Raw genomic sequence first — 21,999 nt, 5'->3', positions numbered from 1 at the left:
TGATCCAAGAGCAGCCCATCCGTCACCCGCGAGAGACAAAATGTCCCGTATCCTTTCCAGTGCCTTTCTGGTTCTGGCCCTCGGCGCCGGTGCCGCAGCGGCCGATGTCTGTAACTATCGCCTCAGCGAGATGATCGCGCTGCGCGCCCCGAAACTCGCGGCAGCGGCGGCAGATGCAGCCGTCGTCGGACGTTTTGACCCCACTGCGCCGGATTTCCTGACCCTGGTCGACAGCAGCACCGGCTTTTCCGCCGTGGGGGCTGTCGTGGCCGGCGCCAATGCCGCCAAAGCCCTTGGCGGGGCAGAAGCCGCGCTTGGGGCAGGGGGCACCGTGCTGACCTCCTCGGCGCTTGGCATGGCGGCGGGGGCGGCAGCGCTTGGCATTGTCGGGCTGGAGGGCGTCTGCCAGTTCAAAGCCGAACGTCTCACCGATTATTATGAAGTGCTGGCTGTGCTGGCCGCTGTGGCCGAAACCGCCGACCGGGATTTCTTTCAGCTGCAACTGGGGCCCGCGCGCAAGAAGGGCGCCGTGGTCGAGATCTGGGATACCGGCAGCGGCGTGCGCAAACAATATCCCGTGGCCGAGCTTTACTTCGTCAATGGCGAGCTGAAATATCGCCGCTGGGGCTTCAACAAGAACCTCGGGATGCTGATGCAGTTCGAGGGGGGCATCCCCAAAGTCGAACAGAAATGACCTGAGAGAAAGAGAAAAGGCCCCGGATCGCTCCGGGGCCTTTCTTAATTCTGAAGCGGGGGGGTCAGCCCTCGGCTTCTTCTTTCTTCTCGGTGATTTCCAGGCCGGTTTCCTGGTCAACCATCTTCATGCCGAGACGGACCTTGCCGCGATCATCAAAGCCAAGGAGTTTCACCTTAACTTCCTGACCTTCTTTCAGGATCTCATTCGGGTGGTTCAGACGCTTGTTCGCGATCTGCGACACGTGGACCAGACCGTCCCGCTTGCCGAAGAAGTTCACAAACGCGCCGAAATCGACCAGTTTGACGACCTTGCCGGTGTAGATCTTGCCGTCTTCCGGCTCTGCCACGATCGACCAGATCATGTCATAGGCCTTCTTGATGGCATTGGCGTCGTTGGAGGCGATCTTGATCATGCCATCATCATTGATGTCGACTTTCGCGCCCGAGACTTCGACGATCTCGCGGATCACCTTGCCGCCCGAACCGATCACTTCCCGGATCTTATCGGTCGGGATCGACATGGTTTCGATCTTGGGCGCATAGGCCGAGAAGCCCTGCGGCGCGGACAGCGCGGCATTCATCTCGCCAAGGATATGGAGACGGCCGTCTTTGGCCTGGGCCAGAGCCTGCTCCATGATCTCGGGCGTGATGCCTGCGACTTTGATGTCCATCTGCATCGTGGTGATGCCGTTGGCGGTGCCTGCAACCTTGAAATCCATGTCGCCAAGGTGATCTTCATCACCGAGGATGTCGGTCAGAACCGCCCAGCGGCCATCGTCTTCCAGGATCAGACCCATGGCGACGCCGGCAACCGGCGATTTCAGCGGCACACCCGCATCCATCATCGACAGCGAACCGCCGCAGACCGAAGCCATCGACGAAGAGCCGTTCGATTCGGTGATCTCGGACACGACGCGGATCGTGTAGGGGAAATCGGTCGCAGCCGGCAGAACCGCCTGCAGCGCGCGCCATGCCAGCTTGCCATGGCCGATCTCACGACGGCCGGGCGAACCCACGCGGCCAACTTCGCCGACCGAATAGGGCGGGAAGTTGTAATGCAGCAGGAAGTTCGAACGGTAATTGCCGTTCAGCGCGTCGATGATCTGCTCGTCTTCGCCGGTCCCGAGCGTGGTGACCACGAGACCCTGGGTTTCACCGCGGGTGAACAGTGCCGAGCCATGCGCGCGCGGCAGGATGCCGTTTTCGCAGAAGATCGGGCGGACGGTTTTGTTGTCGCGGCCGTCGATCCGGGCGCCACCATTGATGATGTCACCGCGCAGAATGCCCGATTCCAGCTTTTTGATCGCCGAGCCGAGATTCTTGTCGGCAAGATCTTCTTCCGACAGCGAAGCCTTGATCGCTTTCACCGCAGCCGAGATCGCATTGGTGCGGTCCTGCTTGTCACGGATCGCGAAAGCCGCGCGCATCTGGGTTTCGCCAGCGGCGGCCACACGGGTGTAAAGCTCGGAATAATCCGGAGCCTGGAAGTCGAAGGGCTCGTTGGCGGCTTCTTCGGCGAGGTCGATGATCAGGTCGATCACCGGCTGCATCGCGGCATGGCCGAATTTGACGGCGCCGAGCATTTCCTCTTCGGTCAGCTCGTAAGCCTCTGATTCCACCATCATAACGGCGTCTTTGGTGCCGGCGATGACGAGGTCCAGACGCTGGTCCGGGTTGTTCTTCAGCTGGGTCATGTCGTCCATGGCCGGGTTCAGAACATACTGGCCATTGGTGAAGCCAACGCGGGCTGCCCCGATCGGGCCCATGAACGGCACGCCCGAGATGGTCAGTGCGGCCGAAACGGCGATCATCGCGACCACATCGGGGTCATTTACGAGGTCGCAGGACAGCACGGTCGCCATGACGAGGACTTCGTTTTTGAAGCCTTCGACGAAGAGCGGGCGGCAGGGGCGGTCGATCAGACGCGAGGTCAGCGTCTCTTTTTCCGACGGGCGTGCCTCACGCTTGAAAAAGCCGCCAGGAACTTTGCCGGCGGCGTAATACTTTTCCTGGTAGTGAACGGTCAGCGGGAAGAAATCCTGGCCTTCCTTGGCCGTCTTGGCGAAGGTCACATTGGCCATGACCTGGGTTTCGCCCAGCGTCGCGATGACCGAACCATCGGCCTGGCGCGCAACCTTGCCGGTTTCCAGGGTCAGCGTCTCATCGCCCCACTGGATAGATTTTTTCGAAATTTTGAACATGCATTTTCCTCTTGGGAGCGCTCCGGCCCCTGCCGGTCTCCCGATATATGGCGACCCCATTGTCGCCGCCCCAATCCTCATGCATGTGCCCGGGGCCAGGGGCGTCACGTCTCAGATGGCGCGGGCCATACAGGAAAACGGGCTGATTGGGAAGCCCGATCCGGTCGGCGCCCTTCAGCATCAGCCTTTGATCGCCGCCTGCAGCCTTTGCATATCGGCGGTAAGGGCGGGTGTGCTCAGCCCGAGCCTGGTGGCGAGGACCGCGATCCGGATCCGCCAGTCTAAGCGCGCCAGTGCCTCGTGATGGTTGCGGCGCGCGACCTCCGGTGTCCAGGCGTGGACGGCTTCGGCAATCAGATCGAGGTTCTGGTCAAGGTCGATCCCGCCGGTTTCCAGCACCGCGCCGGGCCAGCTGACCAGCCGCAGATCCCCCTCGGGCTGGCGTCCGGCAACGCTGGCGCCGCAGGCCAGCGCATCGGTCCAGCGCGCGGTGACATAGGCGCGCGTCGGGTGAGTATAGGGGGCGGGTGCCGCGATATTCGAATGGGCGATGGTGAATTTCGACCGCGCATACCAGTCGCGCATCAGCTCGGATTGCTGGGTTTCCGGGCTGGCGGGGAAGGGGGGGCGGCCCTGGAACAGCAACCCCCGCGCCGCGCAGGCGGCAGCGGTGCGCGCGTCATCATCCCAGGCCCCGGGCTGGCGGCCGACCCGCAAAATATCAATCGGGCGCTCTGCTGCAGAGCTGCCCAGATCCAGCACATCGGCCCCCCAGCCGAGATATATCGCACGGCCCGGCGCCAGCGCTTCGTAATCCGGGGCATCGCCCTCGCGGGTATAGGCCACCAGGTCGAAATGCGACAGCAGGCGCGCGGCGGGGCGCGGCCAGGTTTCTGTCCAGAAACTGTCGATCACCCAGAGCGCGCGGAAAGCCCTTTTCTCGCGCCAGAGCGGATGGGCGAGCGCCCGCAACAATTCGGAAGGCGAGCGCAGCACAAAGATATCGCCGCCCGTGCCGCCCCGCGGCGGGGGAAACAGCGTCGCGCCAATCCGCCCGGGCAGCGAGAGCCGGCAGGGACCAAGGTCGTAAATCCCGGCCTCAAGGAGCCGTGCCATCAGGCCGAGCAGGTGATTGACCGGCATCCAGCCGGCATCCTGGTTTGCGAAACAGAACAGCCTTGTCGCAGCACGTGTCATGGTATCGGCCTCCGGCATCTGACAGGGGGCCTGCGGCCATATCCCGTGCAGAGATAGCAGAAATTCCGTGACGGTGGAATGGGTTGGTGCGAGCCAGGGGACGGCATTTGTTAACGGCCAGCCTCAGGCCGCATCAGCCCCGATCACCCGAAAGCCAATATGACCGGTCGGGCTTTCCGCTGTAATATGGCTGCGTGAATGCACGAAACAGCAGGTGCAACAGCTGTCATGACACAGATGCGAGCCGCCGCGCCTCACCTTGCTGAGACCCTTGACCTGGCTAACAGGGCTAGGGCGCGGCGGGTAAAGATCCAAAGCTGCCCGCCGTCCCCCCAGACATTGCCGGTCATACTGAACAGCCCATAGCCCTTTGGCGCAAAGGTCCTCACCGGAGCAGTGACGGCAAAACCGTCTTCTGCGCTGTTTCGATCGGGAAAGCGCCTTGCCAGATGTTATGGCCATACCGCCCGGCCGGGGGCAGATCCCTCTCCAAAGGGAGTTTCATCCGCGTAAGCCCGCCGCGCGCGGCATTTTCCGTTGCGCCTCGGAGGGCAGGAAGGCCGGATTGTTCTGGCACAGATCCCTCAGCTGCCAGAAATCCTCTTCCGTATCAACGATCTGCTACCAGGCATCGAGATCGCGGATCAGCCGGTATGTGACATGACGCTGTGTCACATGTTCCTTGTAAAAGGACGGCACTACCGGATCCGGCGCCCTCTCGCCTTTAATAAGCGGCAAGAGCACTTGCCCGCATTGCCGCTTTGGCGCGGTGACATCGGCAATGCCCGGCAAAGTCGGCCCGGCATCGATCATCGCAACCGGATCGGTGACCACCCGCAGCAGCGGGATTTTCGGGTCTGACCGGATCAGCGGTACATTGGTTTCTACAAGGTCGCTTTGCGGAAGATAATGTGATTGCCAGGGTGGAAGCCGTGATCCGCGACAACCATGATCGCCTCATTCGCGGCATGGCGGGACTCGTGCAGCTAATCAGGCACAAGTCCCAGCTGATAGTCAGCCTGGCTACAGGCCGAGCAGTAACTGCGCACGCTTTTCTGCCAGAAAGTCGATCGCCGAGGTTTCGGCCAGAGAGACAATGAAGAAATCATTACCCTCACCATCATCGGTGCCAGGCCGGCCCCGCTAACCCCTGTAGAATTTCATTCGGCACCTCGTTTCTTTGGGCAGCTGAGCTACCGCCCGCAACCTGGCCACTGACACAGGCTGTGATTTGCAGCCTGCCGATCCCTGACGGGAGGGAGATAAGAGCTGTCGGAACGCAGGCAGCACGCGCCTGAGTTCAGGGGGCAGGTCGCACTGGCAGCCCTGAAAGGCGAGGAGCCTTTAGCCGGGCTGGCGTCCTGACCGGTGTCGATCTGAGGAGCGTGCGGCGAGCGGTGCCGGTTTGACCAGCGGCGCATGGGTGTGATGCTGGAACATGTGGGCATGGTGATGAGCGACAGATGCTCTGCCGCATCTGTCGGGAATTAGGGTCATCGGTGCGCCGGCGTCGTGGGCACAAGCTGGCCCTGATCGCCGACACCAGTATCTCGAGGGCAAGGATGGCACGGGAACTTGATGCCCTGGTCAGGATCTCCGACAAGCCCGACTGCATCGTCTCTGACAATGGCACCTGGTTCACCAGCCAGGCGGTCCTGAAATGGGCGACCGACAACGGCGTCGGATGGCACCACATCCACCCCGGCAAGCCGCAGCAGAATGGCTGCATCAAGCCCTTCGAAGGAAGTCTGGGCGACGAATGCCTCTGCGAAGATATCTTCGACAGCCTGGCTGATGCGCGCCGGGCGCTCGAGCAAACTGGCAGCGACGCGCCCGGCGCGCTTGCCCGACCCGAAACCGGTCAGTGTCAACCCCAGGGGCTCCCGTTATGAACGAGGAACAACCGGAGAGAAGGTCGGATCGCTGTGTCGATGATCTGCGCCTCATGCGGGATCAGGGGCGTCATCATGCTGGCCCGCGCCGGACCGCAGACCGGAGCCTGGCACCGGAGCCTGGCAAAGAGCCGTGTGGAACCCCGTCGATACCGCGCAAAATTCGTCAAGAACCGGGAATTGTAAAGGCAAGCCGAACACCGATTTATAGCGCCGGGGTGCGATGGCATCGTCAAAAACGGACCAGAAGAATGTTCTTGCGCGTCATAAGGTTACTTTGTCAGACATCGAGAACTGGCAGGGCTGCGGTCAAGGCAAAAGCCACGTGCATTCCCGGATTTCCGGGAGGCTTGACGCAAACAGCCAAGTCTTCCGTCTGATCTGATATATGTAATCTGCCGCCGGCGAAGAATCCGGGCAGAGTGTCTGCCGACGCCCGGCTTCTGGCCCATCCCGTCGATTGTTTTCAGCGTCATTCTCTGGTGTTGCCCGGCACCCGACACATCCATCGCACCTTACCTGGTCCTGCGCCTCATGGGCGCCGGTCATGTTGGATAATTGATCTGAGGTGGAAAACTCCGGTGGCTTCAGGCCGCAGCTTGCTCCGGAAAGGATTGTTGGCGCCAATCCGTTCATCATGCGGGCGTTGAGAGAAAGCGGGGCAGCACGGTCCGTAGATCATGTCGAGAAAATGGATCAGCGTTATAAATGCCATATGTTTCAGGGGTGTCTATACGGCGGAGACGACTCTGGCGCGCAACCTGATATCCAACGATGAGTGGACCTTCAGATCATCGACAGCACTGTGATCCGCGCTCGTCATCATTTTGCGGGCGCATCAGGGGGACCGTTGATCAAAGGCTCTCGGCCGTTCGAGAGCGGCAGGTAAGAAAACGATCAGCGGATCTTATTCTGGACCACTTCCAGGACCGGGATCCTTCGGCCTTCGGCGATGGGGCTGGCGCTGAGATCCCGGTGAGAACCGGGATCTCGCGGCACAGGATTGCGGCTATATCTGCGATGATCTGGTGACAGCCTAAATCCTCCCGCAGATCGCCGTTCTGGCCGCCTGCTGAGGCTGCGGCACCTGTGACGCCCGGAATACAGCCCGATGAAATTCACGAAGATATCGAAAGCCGCAACGCGCCAGCGATGATCCCGATGCGCAAGAAAAGAGAGCTGTCGATATGCTCCTCTACCCCATGCTCAACCTGGTCGAGGGTTGCTTAAACAAGCTGAAAAACAGCAGCTGGCCGGCAAGCGGTTACGACAATTCCGCAGGCCGTATCCGTGACTTTGCTGACGCCGCCTTCATCAGGCTAATGCCCCGTCATTTTGCATCATGGCCTAAGAACGCCGTTTCCGCCTCAGCCTGCTTCGGCTGGACTCCTTATACGCGCTCTTCTTCAACAGGCCTGCTCCTTCGGCCTCTGGCAATCGGCCTGATGATCCGCCGGTCCACGGTCCTGCCGCGATGGGTTGAACGATGTTCTCCCCTCCGCCTCTTCCTGCTGGATATGCGGCCAAGGTACAGACGGCCCGAACGGCTCTGAACTGGTCTTTTCTGACTTCACGATCCTGCTCCTCCCAATAACACCGCCATCTCCCATAGCGAAGGCGGCGGGGGTTTCCCCGCCGCCGACTGGTCAGCGCCGCTGGGGCTGACGCGGCTGATCGCTACCTGGCTGTTTCTGGCCGGGCATCTGCTGTTCCTGCTGGCGTCCGGGGGCACTGTCGGATTTGTGGTGCGGATCCTTCACCTGAGGTTGTTTGGGATCGCGCGGTTGCTCGCGGGTCGGGTCTCTGGGGTCTGCCATTGCTAGTCCTCCATTTACGACAGGTTTGTCGCGCCTCATGGCGTCGACATCTCTGAAACGTCAGGGCCGCATGATGGCTCCATCACGCAATATCACGCGCGAAATCCAGCCGGATTCATGGGCAGAACCAGGCAGAGGCCTGCCGAAAAGCGCTCCTGCCCACTCTGTCGGGCGCAACCCGACCAGCGAGGCGGTCTTGCAGGCGCGAAGCGCCGGTTCTAGCGCGAGGTCATCCAGACCCCCAGCATCGTGACCGCAAGACCCGCAAACATTGCCATGGTCAGAGGTTCGGAGAACAGCGCCCATGCCCATACCATCGTAACGGGGGGGCTCAGATAAATGGCGGCGCTGACTTTCGCCGCAGGAAACATCCTGAGCGCCGTGTAATAGACCGAGTAGGTCGCAAAGGTCGCGATCAGCACCAGCCAGGCCATGCCGAGTGCGAATTTCTGCGTCAGGGGCGGGGCCAGACTTCCTTCGCTCATCCAGGCGCAGGCTGCAAACAGGACCGAACTGGTAAGGGTGTGAATGCACAGGCTCTGATACACAGGGATGCGCAGCAGGGGCTGTCTGCGGTGCAGAATAGAGGCAAGGGCAAAGACCAGCATCGACACTACTGTCAGCCCATAGGCCCAGAGGGGGGCAGCTCCCAGACTCAGGCTGTCAAAGGTCACAAGCAAGACCCCGGCCAGGGCGATCCCGGTTCCCAGCCATTGGCGTGGGGTAAGGCGTTCCCCCAGCAAAGGTTGCGACATGGCGGCGATGGCAAGCGGAAGCAGATCAGAGATCAGCGCGACGAGGCCCGTCGGGACACGTTCGCCGATGGCCAGCGCAAACCCCCCGAGGTAGAGAAAGACCGCCATCACCCCAAAGCCCATCTGCGCCAGAACCGCCTTCACCGACAGGAGCGGCCCGAAGAAAATCGCAAAGGGCAAAAGGATCAGGCCCGAGATCAGCGTCCGCCAGAACAGCAGCAGGGCAATACCCGCTTCATCATTCGCATACCGGATGCCGACGAAACCAGAGCTCCATCCGACAACCAGCATGAACGCCATGGCAGGCCAGAGGAACCAGGGCCGGGCGCGGGCCGGCAGAGCAGTGGCGAGGTCGGACATTCTGCGTTCCAGTTTGGACAGGATTGGCACTGGCTACGGGGTTTCAGGCCTCGGAGCACATGACAAATTTCGATCTCCCAATGACAGAGGCATCGCAGATGTAATGAATACTTGCCTGAAAAATGCCACCTGGTCATGACTGTGGGGTGACCTGTGAGGTATTATCATGACCGAACTTCTATCGCGGCGCCTCGATATCGACGCTTTGCGCGCTGTCAGGGCCATCCGTCAGCACGGTGGCGTCACGCGCGCGGCCGAGGCGCTCGGGCTGACGCAATCCGCAGTCAGCCACAAGATAAAGCGCCTGGAGGCCAGCCTGGATTGCGAGATCCTCTGTCGCAGGCCGGGCATGGCGGTTTTCACAAAGCAGGGCGAAGAACTGCTGTCCTATGCCGACCGGATCCTCAGCCTGCATGACGAAGCGCTGCTGAGCCTGACAAAAAACGATCTCAGCGGCCGCATCCTGCTGGGTCTGACCGAGGACACCACCTGCTCGGATCTTGCGCGGATCCTTGGGCGCTTTCACCGCCTGCATCCCCAGGTGTCGGTTCGCACCCGGGTCCGCATGAGCCTCGTTTTGCGCGCCATGCTGGATCGCGGCGAGCTCGACGCCGCCATCGTGCAGGTCTTTGCTCATGAAATCCGTCCCGCCGATGTCGTGCTGTTTCGTGAGGGGCTGCACTGGGTGAAATCCCGCGAACTGGCGCTTGCGCCTGATGGACCGGTTCCATTCCTGTCTTTTGATGATGAGTGTTTCTATCGCCAATGGGCGCTCGATATCGGCCAGGATGGCGGCGCGATGCTGGAAACCGTCTTCGAATGCTCAAGCGCGGCGGGGATCATGGCAGCGGTCAATGCCGGGCTTGGGGTGGCACTGCTGAGCGACCGGTATCTGCGCGCTGAGATGGAGGTGATCGCGGACCGATTGCCCGCTCCGCCGGCGCTTGCCTATGTCATTCGGCGCGCGCGGAAGGCCAGAAATCCGGCGCTGGACAGCCTGATCGCTGAAGTGACCACCGAAATCAGTCGCAATGGCGGCCTGTCGCTCGCCGCCTGAGCTGCAGGCACGTATGGTGGGCCACAGGGAGAGCTTGCTTCAGGGAAAGCATGACGGCGCTGGGCGAGAATGAGAATGGTGGCGCGAAATTCGTCCACGGCAGCGGCGGCATGATGCGACTGCGGTTGGCGTGAAAGTCGCCAGATTTTCCCTTGCTGCGCCAGCAGGGAGGGTGTGGGGCTCTCCGGCGTGGAGCTATATCTCAGAGAGCGTCAGGCTTATGCGGAGGGCATGAGCCAGGGGGAAGCGCCGCGTGTATGTAACGTGTCGCGGGACAGGGTTCGGAAAAACATGCCGTTCTTGGTTACGCCAGGCTACCGGCGGCAGGCGGATATCTGGCGGATCGCCCGGATCGTCGTCCCCGTCCGAGGTCACTCGTTCCTTCGGCTGGAAACGCTTCATAGATGCGCGGGGTGTCATCGACCGGGACGGGATCGTCCGACAGCAGCGGTGCCACATCACGAGGCGCCAGAATAGCAGCCTTGTCCCGACGGGACACATCCGTGATCAGCAGCCGGTCGCGGTTTTTCGTGAACACAGTTGGGACCCGGGCAGCGTTGCCGACCCCAGGGCCCACGAACCAGAGAAACAGCAGGTTGCAATCCATCTGCTCCAGGAGCTGTCGCCCGGACCGGATCGGGCAGCGGATCCTCAGCAGGCTGGCCCGTATCAGCCGTTCGGGCGCGATGGAGGGGCGTCGGGGCCGGAATTGTTCAGCGACCTGCTAAGGGTTCGGGGCGGGAAGACTTGATGAGACATCTTCTCATGATTCACATCGCCCACCGCAGGCGGCGTTCATCGGCTGACGCCCGCGGGCGGTTACCGTTTGCGCGCGTCGAGCTCCGAGTTGAACAGCCGCAGCCGATGGGTGAGCTTTTCACTCTCGATGACCGAGTCGAAATTTTCGAAGAGGAAGGACAGGGCCTCTCCTTCATCAAGGCCTGCATCGAAGGCGAAGCGCTTCAGCCGGCGATAGCCGTCTTCGGTCATGGCGACAGGAAAGCGGCGGGTCAGGCGAAAACGTTTCGGCATCAGTCTCTCCAAAGCGGTCTGGCGGCAGTCTAGAACGCCTCGGCAGTCAATGCCATGACCGGATCGGCACCGCTCTCGATCCGGGCCAGATGCGTCGCGCAGTTGGGCAGCTGGCGGGCCATATAATAGCGACCGGTGGCGATCTTGGCGTCAAGATACTCCTGGTCCGCCGCGCCGGCATCAAGTGCGGCAAAGGCGGCGCCGGCCATTTTCGTCCACATCAGGCCAAGGCAGACATGGCCGGCCAGATGCAGAAAATCAGTGGAACCCGCCAGCGCCGCATTCGGATTTTTCACGCCGTTTTGCATGAAATACATTGCCGCGGCCTGAAGCTGTTTCGACGCGGTTGTCAGCGCGTCAGCGAAAGGTTTCATCCGCTCATCACCGTCATGGGCGCGGCATTCGGCCTTCACCAGGTCGAAAAACGCCATCACATGATTGCCGCCATCCGCCGCGAGTTTGCGCCCGACGAGGTCCAGCGCCTGTACGCCATTCGCGCCCTCATAGATCATCGCGATCCTTGCATCGCGGACGAACTGGCTCATGCCCTGTTCTTCGATATAGCCGTGGCCGCCGAAAATCTGTTGCGCCCCGACCGTCGATTCAAAACCCTTATCGGTCTGGAACCCCTTTATGACCGGCGTCAGCAACCCGATCAGCCCGTCAGCTTCGGCATCGGAATTGCGATGCGCGCGGTCGATCAGCGAGGCGCCCCAGAAGGTCAGCGCCCGTGCGCCTTCGACAAAGCTCTTCTGATCCATCAGCATACGGCGGATATCGGGATGCACGATCAGCGGGTCGGCGGCGCCTTTCGGGTTCTCCGCCCCGGTCGCGGCGCGGCCCTGGAGGCGGTCTTTCGCATAGGCGACCGCGTTCTGATACGCTGCCGCGGCCAGGGCATAGCCCTGGAGACCGACCCCCAGCCGCGCCTCGTTCATCATTGTGAACATGGCCCGCATCCCCTTATGGAGATCGCCCAGCAGCCAGCCCTTCGCGCCATCATAATTCAGCACACAGGTCGCGTTGCCGTGAATGCCCATCTTCTCTTCGATCTTGCCGGTCGAGATGCCATTTCTTGCCCCGAGAGAGCCATCATCGTTCACGAGAAACTTCGGCACGATAAAAAGCGAGATGCCTTTTGTGCCCTCGCCACCACCTGGCGCGCGGGCCAGAACCAGATGGATGATGTTCTCCGCCAGATCATGATCGCCTGCCGAAATGAAGATCTTCTGGCCGGTGATCAGATAAGAGCCTTCCTCCTGCGGTTCGGCCTTCGTGCGCAAAAGACCCAGATCGGTGCCGCAATGCGGCTCGGTCAGGTTCATCGTGCCGGTCCAGTCGCAGGCGATCATCTTCGGGAGATACTGCGCCTTTTGCGCCTCGGTGCCATGGGTATGGATCGCCGAGACCGCGCCATGCGTCAGGCCCTGATACATGTTTAAGGCCATATTGGCCGAGACGAAGATCTCGCCTACCGCGCAATTGATCAGATAGGGCAGACCCTGGCCGCCGTAATCCGGATCGCAGTCAAGCGCGGTCCAGCCGCCCTGTTTCATGGTCTCGAATGCGGCTTTGAACCCATCGGGCGTGCGCACAGTGCCATTTTCCAGCACGCATCCCTGGCGGTCGCCAATGGGATTCAGCGGGGCGAGTATGGCCGAGGCAACCTTGCCGGCCTCTTCCAGCACGGCGCCGGTGAAGGCACGGTCGAGATCCGCGTAGCCTGGAATGTCAAAGCCGGAGATCCCGAAAACATCATGCAAAATGAACTGCATATCCTTCACCGGGGCGGTATAGCCGGTCATCGTTTTCTCCCTTCGGTTCTGTGCCGCTGGGCCTCCTGGCCCGGCAGTGGTCATTTGCCTGGCGGGTCGGCATTCTGGTTGCGGGCGGCGGCGATCAGGCCGGCACCGGTCTCCAGCTCGGCCTTCAGATCGCCTATCGCAAGCGTCAGTTCGTCGCGCTGCTGCTCCATCGCGCGGAGCCGTTCCTGGGCCAGATCCCAGGTGCGTTCCATCTGCGCGAGGTTCGAGCCGTCGCGGGCATAGAGGTTCAGGACCTGGCGGATGTCTTCCAGCGAGAAGCCAAAGCGTTTGCCACGCAGGATGATGGTCAACCGTGCCCTTTCGCGCCTGGTGTAGCGCCGTTGCGACCCGATGCGGACCGGCGAAAGCAGCTCCTTCGCCTCGTAAAAGCGCAGCGTCCTCGGGGTGACGTCAAAGGCGTCGCACATCTCGCGGATCGTCATCTGCTCGTCGTTGGGCATTGTCCTCTTTCCTGGATAGTGGCCCCGGCGGCGGACCAGTGGGTTGGTTAAGACATGTGCTGTCATCTGCGGCGATACAATTGAGCTTACGTAAACGTCAGGATGACGTCACGTCACGCCTGCGGTATTGGCAGAGTGCTGCCTGTGGGCCGGGGCTGTCGACCCGGCGGAGCGGGCAATAGTGACCGTCTCGGGCCGCCATCGGGGAACGCGCAATCCCGGGAGACGGGTCAGCCCTGTCCGCCGCTCTCGGGCGGGCGGCACGCTTCGGCGGCAAAGGCCAGAACGGCAGCGCTGATTTCTGATTTGCGCAGCGGTTTCGTCAGATAGCGGTCCATGCCCGAGGCGGGAATTCCTCCCTCTTCCGCCTCCATCGCATGCGTGGTCAGGGCAATGATCGGAACCCGCTTCAGCCCGCGCGCCGCCTCGCTTTCGCGGATCGCCCGTGTGGCTTCGTGCCCGTCCATCCCAGGCATCGAGATATCCATGAAGATCAGGTCGGGCTTGTAGCTTTCCCATTCGGTCAGCGCTTCATGGCCATTTCCGGCGAAGCGCAGCTCGACATCGAGGCAGCGCAGCATTTTCTGCAAGACCAGCTGATTGGTCCTGTTGTCTTCGGCGGCAAGGATGCGCATGGCCCGCTGGCTCTGCGCGGCAGGGGGTGGGGCCTCGGGCAAGGCGGATTCAGGTGCAACCGGCAGCGTCAGGCTGGTCAGCAATCGATAGAGCTCCGCCCGGAGCACCGGCTTTTGCAAGATCGCATCGACCGCCGCGCCGCCCGCCTCCCGCGCGGCCAGCGGACTGGACGAGAGCAATACCAGCGGCTTGTCATAACCGGCCTCGCGCAGCTTTTTGGCAAGGACTGCCCCGTCCATGCCCGGCATTTCGTGACCGGCCAGCACGACATCCGGGACCATCCCGCCAGTGACATGATCCAGCGCGTCCTGACCCGAACGGCAGAGCAACACCTCTGCCCCACAGGCGGCGAGCTGGCGTTCGAGGATGGTGCGGTTGATGAACTGGTCCTCCACCACCAGCGCTTTTCCGATCGGGACGGGCAACCTCCCGGCCCCGCTCTCCTCGGCCAGAGGCAGGGCGAGCCGGAAGCCGAAGACCGAGCCCTTGCCATAATCGCTGTCGACCCAGACCGCGCCCTCCATCCGCTCGATCAGGCGCCGCGTGATCGCGAGGCCACGGCCGGTGCCTTCGAATTCGCGGCTCCGGTCATCATTGACCTGTCTGAATTCGCTGAACACATGGTCGAGCAGGTCTGCGGGAATGCCGATTCCGGTATCTTCGACCGTGACATGCAGCTGGTGGCGCCCGCCTTCGGCCTCCATGCCGACGACGCGGGTGAGCACATGGCCTTTGGTGGTGAATTTGACCGCATTCCCGATCAGAATGGTCAGCACCTGCCGGAGACGCGCCGGATCACCAGTGAAACGGGTGGGCAGGAAAACATCGTAATCAATCATCAGATCGATGCCCTTTGCCCGCGCGTGCGGCTGCAACAACATCACCACCTCATGGATGAGGCGCTCAAAATCGAAATCCCCGGGGCGCAGCGACAGCTGGCCGGCATCGATTGAGGAATGGTCGGGGATATCGTTGATGATCACCAGAAGCGCCTCGCCCGAGGACCGGATGGTCTCGGAAAAGAGGCGCTGCTCATCCGACAGAGCGTTGTGGCATAACAGATCCGCCATGCCGGCGACCCCATTCATCGGTGTGCGGATCTTATGGCCCATATTGGCAAGGAAGGCCGGTTTCGCCCGGCTCCCGGCTTCGGCGGCGAGGCGGGCGGTCTCGAGCGCCACTGCCTGTTCGCGCAGTTGCGTGATGTCGACACGCAGGCCGACGCGGCCGCCATCCGGGGTTTCCTTGCCGATGGAGCGCAGCCAGCGGCCGTCTTTCAGCTGATGTTCCCCTTCGGCCGCAGGGCCGCGATGTTCCGACATCCTGGCATTGACCGATTCCACTTCGCGTCCGCACGCCTCGGGGTACCCGCCCAGAGCGAGGCCGTAGCGCAGGATATTCTCGAAAGACACGCCCGGGGGCATCATCGGGGCCGAGGTCTTGTCAATATCGCGGTAGCTCTGGTTGCAGGTCATCATTCTGTCCTCGCTGTCGAAAAATACGAACCGATCGGGAATTGCCTCGCTTGCGGCGCAGATCCGCATTTGCCGGGTGATGTCGACCAGCTGGCAGAGCATTCTATCCTGGGCGTCGATTTGCGCGGCCAACCGCCTCCAGCCGCCATTGGCTAGGTGCAGCAGCAGGTCCGGAGGAGGCAGGAGCGCTGCCTTGAGCAGGTCCGGCGCATCCGGGAAGGGTGCTGCTGCGATCTGCTGTACCGATGGGAACGGGGCTCCGGGCCACGGTCTGTCGTCTTCGGGGCGCGATATGCCCGGAGCGCGCAGGCCGTTGGTCAGAAGATCGGGAGCCTCAGGTAGAGCTGTCAGAGCCGCCGATGCGCTGCGGGCGCGCGGCGGGGGCTGCGCCTCACTGAGCGCGTCTTCGGTGGTTTTGTCCGGCGCACACTCCCTTGCCTCCTCTGGCCCCGGGACATCAGATTGTGCTCGGTTCCGGGGGATATGGATGAAGGTCGCAACGGTATCCGATTTCTCGTCAGAGGCTGGTTCCGCAAGCCCTGGCCCGGTGTGATTCCCCGATGGGACCGGGGCGCCAGGCGGAGCGACGGCTGCCTGTGGGGTGGCTCTGGATGGTGGTGCCACGGTTGACAGGACATCGGAAGAAGGCGCCGGGGCCGAAATGGCCCCGGCCTGTGTGACAGACACCGCAGGGGATGCGCCGGGGGATAGGGAGGATGCGCCGGCGGCAGCGTTAAGGGCAGTTTGTTCGGACCTTGCCACATTGGGGGAGGTCAGGCGCGGGGCCCTGACGACGCTGCGGTTCTGGCGCGCCAGCCGCTCTTCGGCGGTGGCAAGGTCGCGGGTGCGCCGGGCCAGCAGACGCTCTGCCGCCAGCCTTGCACGCCTTTCCTTGGTCGGTCGTTCTGACAGATCCATCCCCGTCATGATCCAGGAACCAGTTTTTGCCGCGCCGGATCTGAGATTCTGCCCAGAAGTCCGGTATTCCGGACCACCTTCTCCGGTCAAAATGAAGCAGGAGTTAACAGGGGAGAAGTTCCTTTCTCCCGCATGCTTATTCGCGCCCGCCTGACCTGCCCGGCACTTGCCCGGGGGCCGGACGCGTGCGAAGCTGAAGTGGCGCCATGGCGGGCGGAACGGGAGTATTGTGATGCGTAATTTCGTCAGAAGTCTTTTGATGGCGGCCGCGATCGCCCTGCCTGGAATGGCCTCGGCCCAGGATCTGATCCCCGAGCGGCGCTCGGTCGTGATGGTCGATTCCGATCTTGTGGGCGGCGATATCGGCTCGGTCTTCGACACGACCATCCAGGCCTGCGAGCGCGCCTGTGTCACCAATACCCAATGTGACGCCTGGACCTTCAACAGCCGCAATGGCAGCTGTTTCCTCAAATCCGATCCCGGTGCCCCTGAAAGCTTTGTCGGCGCGCAATCCGCCTGGGTGGTCGCAGCGGCGCCAGGCGCCCAGACCCGGGCAAAAGAGCGGCGTGCCGAGCTGAGCTTCCTGCCGGATGACGAATTCACCACCGCGTTCAATCTTGCTACCGGGATTGGCCGGACTCACCCGACCGGCGACCAGAGCGCTGATGATCTGCTGCGCGAGGCGGCAGGAGATGAGGCGCGGTCCAGCTTTGCCGCAGCGGTCGACAAGACCGGCGCGGCGCTTGCCATCATCGATGATGCCGACACATGGGCGGAATATGCCCGTCGCGCCAAAGCCGCAGCGGATCAGCAGAATACGAGCGACACGGGCTGGTACAGATCCCAGGCTTTTTATGGGGCGCTGAACGCCTATCTGCGCGCCGAAAGCAAGGCGCAGCGCCATTCGATCCTCGTCTTTGCCGCGCGGCTGATGGAAGAACGCGGCAATGGGCGCGAAATGGTGCAGGCGTTGCGCCTCGCACAATCGCTCCAGTCGCGGGATGACACCGCTGCGATGCTTGACGAGGCGATCAGCAAATACGGCTTCCGGATCGAGGAGCATCAGGTCGAAGCCGATCTGGCCCGTCCGCGCATCTGCGCCGTCTTTACCGAAGACCTGAAACCTGTTGATGTCGATTACGGCGACTATGTGCGCCTGCCCGCCGGCGGCACTGCGGTTGAACTTGCCGATCAGCGCCGGCTTTGCGTCACCGGTCTGACCCATGGCGAACGCTATACACTGACCTTCCGCGAGGGTCTGCCGGCGGCTGATGGCCAGACGCTGGCCAGGGATATCGAGATCAATGCCTATGTCGGCGACCGCACGGCGGCGGTGCGCTTCCCCGGGCGCGGCTATGTGTTGCCGAAATCGGGCGATGCGGCGCTGCCGGTCGAAACCGTCAATCTCGATACGCTGGAATTGCAGCTCTACCGCGTCAGCGACCGCAACATGCTGCGCGCCATCCAGAACGACTATTTCGGCACGCCGATCAATTACTATTCGGAATGGTCCTTCACCGATGAGATCGGTGAGATGGTCTGGGAAGGCACCGCCTCGATGAAGATCGAGGTGAATAAGGATGTCACCACCCGTCTGCCGATGGTCGAGGCGCTGCAGGGCCGCGAGGCCGGGATCTATGCGTTGCGCGCCGCGATGCCGGGCAAGGATGCCTATGATTTTCCGCCGGCCTGGCAATGGTTCGTGGTCTCGGATCTGGGCATTACCAGCATGACCGGCGTCGACGGGCTGCATGTGTTCGTGCGCAGCCTCGGGACGGCCGGCGCCAAAGAAGGCGTGAAGGTACAGCTTCTGAACCGGGCGAACAGCCCGCTGGCCGAGACCGTGACCGATGCTCAGGGCTATGCCATTTTCGAGCCTGGCCTGATGCGTGGCACCGGCAGCGCGGCTCCGGCTTTGCTTGTGGTGACGGAAGGCGAGAAGGATATCTCGTTCCTGTCGCTCACTGATCCGGAATTCGATCTGTCGGATCGTGGCGTCGAAGGCCGTGAGGCCGCGCCGCCGGTTGATGTCTTCCTGACCACCGACCGCGGCGCTTACCGCGCGGGCGAAACCGTCTATGCCACCGCCATTGCGCGCGACCCGAAAGCCGAGGCTGTGGCCGGCCTGCCGCTGACCGCGATCCTGACCCGTCCCGATGGTGTCGAGTATTCCCGCAACCTGATCTCGGATCAGGGCGCGGGCGGCTATGTTTTCCAGCTGCCGGTTGCCGGCACGGCTCCGCGCGGCACCTGGTCGCTGGCGATCTTTGCCGATACCAAGGCGGAAGCGCTGGTGTCGAAAACCTTCCTCGTCGAGGATTTCCTGCCCGAGCGCATCGATTTCACCCTCGATGCAGGCGAGTCCGATCTGTCGCTGGCAGATCCCTGGATGAATATTGACCTGACCGCGAAATACCTCTTCGGGGCACCTGCCTCGGGGATGGAGATCGAGGGCGAGATCTATCTGCGCGCGGCCCAGGGGCTGAAATCCTGGCCGGGCTATGTCTTCGGCCGCTATGACCAGCCCTTCGACTCGCGGATGGACAGCTACCAGAGCGGCACGACCGATGACGAGGGCAAGGCGCGGCTCGACCTGGCACTTCCCGGCGCCGAGGGGCTGGAAGCCGACCGCCCGCTGACCGCGACCGCCGTGGTTCGGGTTGCCGAAGGCTCGGGCCGCCCGGTGGAACGCCGCGTCGAGAAGAACGTGACGCCTGCCAGCGCGATGATCGGCATCAAGCCGGAATTCGACGGTGTGGTGGGGCAGGGCTCTGAGGCGCGCTTCCTCCTGCAAGGCATTGGCCCCGATCAGAAACCGGCCCCGATGGAGGTCAAATGGACCCTCACGCGACTGGAGAATGACTGGCAGTGGTACCAAAGCTATGGCAGCTGGTATTGGGAGCCGGTGAGCACCCGCAGCCATGTCTCGGAAGGCTCCGCCACGCTGGGCGGCAGTGATCCGGTGGCGATCTCGATGCCGGTGAACTGGGGCGAGTATGAGCTGAAGGTGGAACGGATCGACGGCGAGACCGCTGTGACCTCCACCAGCTTCTGGTCGGGCTGGTATGCGCCCGCCGATGTGTCCTCGACGCCCGACACGCTGGAGCTGTCGCTCGACAAGCCCGCCTATAAATCGGGCGAGACCGCGCAACTCAGGATCGTGCCGCGCGCCGCCGGCACTGCGCTGATCACCGTGCTTTCGAACCGCCTTGTCCATATGGAAGCGGTCGAGGTGAAAGAAGGCGAGAACCTGATCCCGCTGAACGTGACCGATGAATGGGGTGCAGGCGTCTATGTCACCGCCTCGGTGCTGCGTCCGATGGATGTGGCGGCGGGACGCGTGCCGTCGCGCGCGCTTGGCCTGTCTTACGCCTCGGTCGATCCGGGCAAACGGGCGCTGACCACCACGATCGAGATGGCCGATGAGGTCGATCCGCGCGGCCCGCTGGATGTTGCCGTCAAAGTCGAGGGTGTTGAGCCGGGCGAGACGGCCTATGTCACCATCGCCGCCGTGGATGAGGGTATTCTGAACCTCACCGGCTTCAAGGCGCCGGATCCGCAGGGCTATTACTTTGGCCAGCGCAAGCTCGGCATCGGCATCCGGGACGTCTATGGCCGTCTGATCGACGGGCTGAACGGGGCCGAGGGCGAGGTGCGTTCTGGGGGCGATGCGGGCGCGCAGGCGCGGCTGCAAACACCGCCTCCGACCGAAGAGCTGGTGGCCTATTTCACCGGCCCGGTCGAAGTGGGCGCCGATGGCTATGCCCGCACGACCTTTACCCTGCCATCCTTCAACGGATCGGTGAAGGTGATGGCCGTGGCCTGGTCGAAGACCGGCGTGGGACAGGCCGACAAGAATGTCCTGGTGCGTGACCCGGTTGTGGTGACCGCTTCGGTGCCGCGTTTCATGGCGCCTGGTGACCAGAGCCGTCTGTTGCTGGAAATCGTCCATGCGACCGGCCCCTCGGGCGAGATGAAGCTTGCGGTAACCTCGGAGGATCTGACGCTTGGCGAGGTTCCTGCAACCCTGACCCTTGCCGATAAGGGCAAGGCGGAATTCAGCGTCGATGTGATCGCGGGCGGGGTTGGCCTCTCGGAGATCCGGGTTGCCCTGACCACGCCGGATGGCAAGGAACTGATCAAGGATCTGAAACTGCCGATCCAGGTCAATGACCCCGAGATCGCGAAAATCTCGCGCTTTGATCTGAAAGCGGGCGAGACTTTCACCTTCGACGAAGCGGTTTTCGCCGATATGGTCAGTGGCACCGGCAAATCGGTCATGGCCATCGGCCCGCTGGCGCGTCTGAATGCGCCGGGGCTTTTGGCATCGCTCGACCGCTACCCTTACGGCTGCACCGAGCAGATGACATCGCGCGCGATGCCGCTGATCTACTTTGATCAGGTGGCACGGGTGATGGATCTGAAACATGCCGCAGATATCCAGAAACGGATCGATGAGGCGGTGGCAGAGATCCTGATGAACCAGGGCTCGGGCGGCGGCTTCGGCCTTTGGGGTCCGTCATCGGGCGATCTGTGGCTGGACAGCTATGTCACCGATTTCCTCAGCCGGGCGCGGGCCCAGGGCTATGCGGTGCCGGATCAGGCCTTCCGCAATGCGCTGACCAATCTGCGCAATCGCGTCAATTACGCTTCGAATTTCGACGCCAATACCCAGGGCGGTGGCACCGATCTGGCCTATGCGCTGATGGTTCTGGCGCGTGAAGGGGCGGCGGCGATCGGCGATCTGCGTTACTATGCCGATGTGAAGGGCGATGATTTCGCCACGCCGCTTGCCCAGGCGCAGCTTGGTGCGGCTCTGGCCTCTTACGGCGACCAGACCCGGGCCGATGCGATGTTCCGCAAGGCGGGCGCGCGCATCCTCGCGCTGCCCTCGGATACGGCGACCCAGGTGCTGCGCGCCGATTACGGCACCAATTACCGTGACACGGCAGCGATCCTGACCCTTGCGGTCGAGGCTGGCAGCACGGCGATTGACCGGGAGGAACTGGTCAACCGTATCGCCATCGCGCCGCGCTATCTTTCGACCCAGGAAGCGACCTGGGCCTTGATGGCGACGAATGCGCTGATCGACGCGCCGGATGTCTCGGGCGTCACGCTTGACGGCAAACCGGCTGAAGGGCCGCTGGTCAAAGTGATCCAGGACGGCGCCGCGCCTGTCGTGGTCAAGAACGAAGGGCGTGACACCTATCTGACCGTCACCACTTTCGGCGTGCCGTCAGAGCCTGAACCCGCCGGCGGCAATGGCTACACGATCACCCGCAGCTACTACACTCTTGATGGCGAAGCGGTGGAACTCGACAAGGTCGTCACCGGCAATCGCTATGTGGTCGAGCTGGAAGTGACGCCCTGGGATTACTCGGATGGCCGCCTGATCCTTGCCGACCCGCTGCCCGCAGGGTTCGAGATCGACAACCCGAACCTGATCTCGGGCGGCGATACCTCGCAGCTGAGCTGGCTGAATGTGCTGGGGCAGACCGCGCATTCCGAATTCCGCCAGGACCGTTTCATCACCCAGGTGGACTGGTCGTCGCGCGATGCCTTCCGTGTGGCCTATATTGTGCGGGCGATCAGCCCCGGCAGTTACCACCACCCGGCGGCCTCGGTCGAAGATATGTATCGGCCTGACTTCCGCGCCCGCACCGACAGTGGCCGGCTGACGGTCAACGCCGAGTAACA

The 21,999-nt window shown here is 62.5% G+C and carries 12 protein-coding genes and 2 pseudogenes; 4 read left to right on the top strand and 10 right to left on the bottom strand.

Going from position 1 to position 21,999, the window contains the following annotated elements:
* The first annotated feature begins 40 nt into the window (after positions 1 to 40).
* Entirely contained in the window at positions 41 to 694 is a 654-nt protein-coding gene (locus AC4FS3_RS08275; RefSeq protein ID WP_198836550.1) for a hypothetical protein, read from the top strand.
* A gap of 64 nt (positions 695 to 758) precedes the next feature.
* Here the strand turns inward: AC4FS3_RS08275 and pnp are convergent, their stop codons facing one another.
* From pnp to AC4FS3_RS08255, 4 genes are all read right to left on the bottom strand, one after another.
* A complete protein-coding gene (pnp, locus tag AC4FS3_RS08270) occupies positions 759 to 2,897 on the bottom strand; it encodes a polyribonucleotide nucleotidyltransferase (RefSeq protein WP_283176164.1) in 2,139 nt (712 codons plus the stop codon).
* A 180-nt stretch (positions 2,898 to 3,077) separates the two neighbouring features.
* Positions 3,078 to 4,094 (bottom strand): hypothetical protein, encoded by a 1,017-nt coding sequence (locus AC4FS3_RS08265; protein WP_491020139.1) that lies wholly within the window; start codon positions 4,092 to 4,094, stop codon positions 3,078 to 3,080.
* A gap of 254 nt (positions 4,095 to 4,348) precedes the next feature.
* A complete protein-coding gene (locus tag AC4FS3_RS08260) occupies positions 4,349 to 4,543 on the bottom strand; it encodes an SUMF1/EgtB/PvdO family nonheme iron enzyme (RefSeq protein WP_491020204.1) in 195 nt (64 codons plus the stop codon).
* A gap of 172 nt (positions 4,544 to 4,715) precedes the next feature.
* Complete coding sequence (locus AC4FS3_RS08255) at positions 4,716 to 4,928, bottom strand: hypothetical protein (protein WP_491020138.1); 213 nt, start codon at positions 4,926 to 4,928, stop codon at positions 4,716 to 4,718.
* Between the two features lie 558 nt (positions 4,929 to 5,486).
* On the opposite strand from AC4FS3_RS08255, the pseudogene AC4FS3_RS08250 reads away from it, so the two are divergent.
* Positions 5,487 to 5,986, top strand: a pseudogene (locus tag AC4FS3_RS08250) (integrase core domain-containing protein); the annotation flags it as partial.
* A gap of 2,035 nt (positions 5,987 to 8,021) precedes the next feature.
* Here AC4FS3_RS08250 and AC4FS3_RS08245 read toward each other — a convergent pair.
* On the bottom strand, positions 8,022 to 8,918 hold the full coding sequence (locus AC4FS3_RS08245) for a DMT family transporter (protein WP_491020137.1): 897 nt from the start codon (positions 8,916 to 8,918) through the stop codon (positions 8,022 to 8,024).
* A 166-nt stretch (positions 8,919 to 9,084) separates the two neighbouring features.
* Here AC4FS3_RS08245 and AC4FS3_RS08240 point away from each other — a divergent pair, with 166 nt between their 5' ends.
* Positions 9,085 to 9,975, top strand: a complete 891-nt coding sequence (locus tag AC4FS3_RS08240; protein WP_491020136.1) for a LysR family transcriptional regulator — start codon at positions 9,085 to 9,087, stop codon at positions 9,973 to 9,975.
* A 267-nt stretch (positions 9,976 to 10,242) separates the two neighbouring features.
* Here AC4FS3_RS08240 and AC4FS3_RS08235 read toward each other — a convergent pair.
* From AC4FS3_RS08235 to AC4FS3_RS08215, 5 genes and pseudogenes are all read right to left on the bottom strand, one after another.
* Positions 10,243 to 10,672, bottom strand: a pseudogene (locus AC4FS3_RS08235) (transposase); the annotation flags it as partial.
* Positions 10,673 to 10,794: 122 nt separating this feature from the next.
* On the bottom strand, positions 10,795 to 11,007 hold the full coding sequence (locus AC4FS3_RS08230) for a hypothetical protein (RefSeq protein WP_283176157.1): 213 nt from the start codon (positions 11,005 to 11,007) through the stop codon (positions 10,795 to 10,797).
* 29 nt (positions 11,008 to 11,036) lie between these two features.
* Positions 11,037 to 12,812, bottom strand: a complete 1,776-nt coding sequence (locus tag AC4FS3_RS08225; RefSeq protein ID WP_491020135.1) for an acyl-CoA dehydrogenase C-terminal domain-containing protein — start codon at positions 12,810 to 12,812, stop codon at positions 11,037 to 11,039.
* A gap of 50 nt (positions 12,813 to 12,862) precedes the next feature.
* Positions 12,863 to 13,273: a MerR family transcriptional regulator gene (locus AC4FS3_RS08220; RefSeq protein WP_283176155.1), complete on the bottom strand. Its 411-nt coding sequence runs from the start codon at positions 13,271 to 13,273 to the stop codon at positions 12,863 to 12,865.
* 230 nt (positions 13,274 to 13,503) lie between these two features.
* Positions 13,504 to 15,486, bottom strand: a complete 1,983-nt coding sequence (locus AC4FS3_RS08215; RefSeq protein WP_491020134.1) for a response regulator — start codon at positions 15,484 to 15,486, stop codon at positions 13,504 to 13,506.
* 1,048 nt (positions 15,487 to 16,534) lie between these two features.
* Between AC4FS3_RS08215 and AC4FS3_RS08210 the strand changes: the two genes are divergently transcribed.
* Positions 16,535 to 21,997, top strand: coding sequence for an alpha-2-macroglobulin family protein (locus AC4FS3_RS08210; protein ID WP_491020133.1), 5,463 nt, complete (start codon positions 16,535 to 16,537; stop codon positions 21,995 to 21,997).
* Positions 21,998 to 21,999: the final 2 nt, after the last annotated feature.

This window comes from Pseudogemmobacter sp. TB195, from assembly GCF_058313095.1.
The sequence above is the reverse complement of the archived record's forward strand: the minus strand, read 5'-3'. Positions and strand labels throughout refer to the sequence as shown.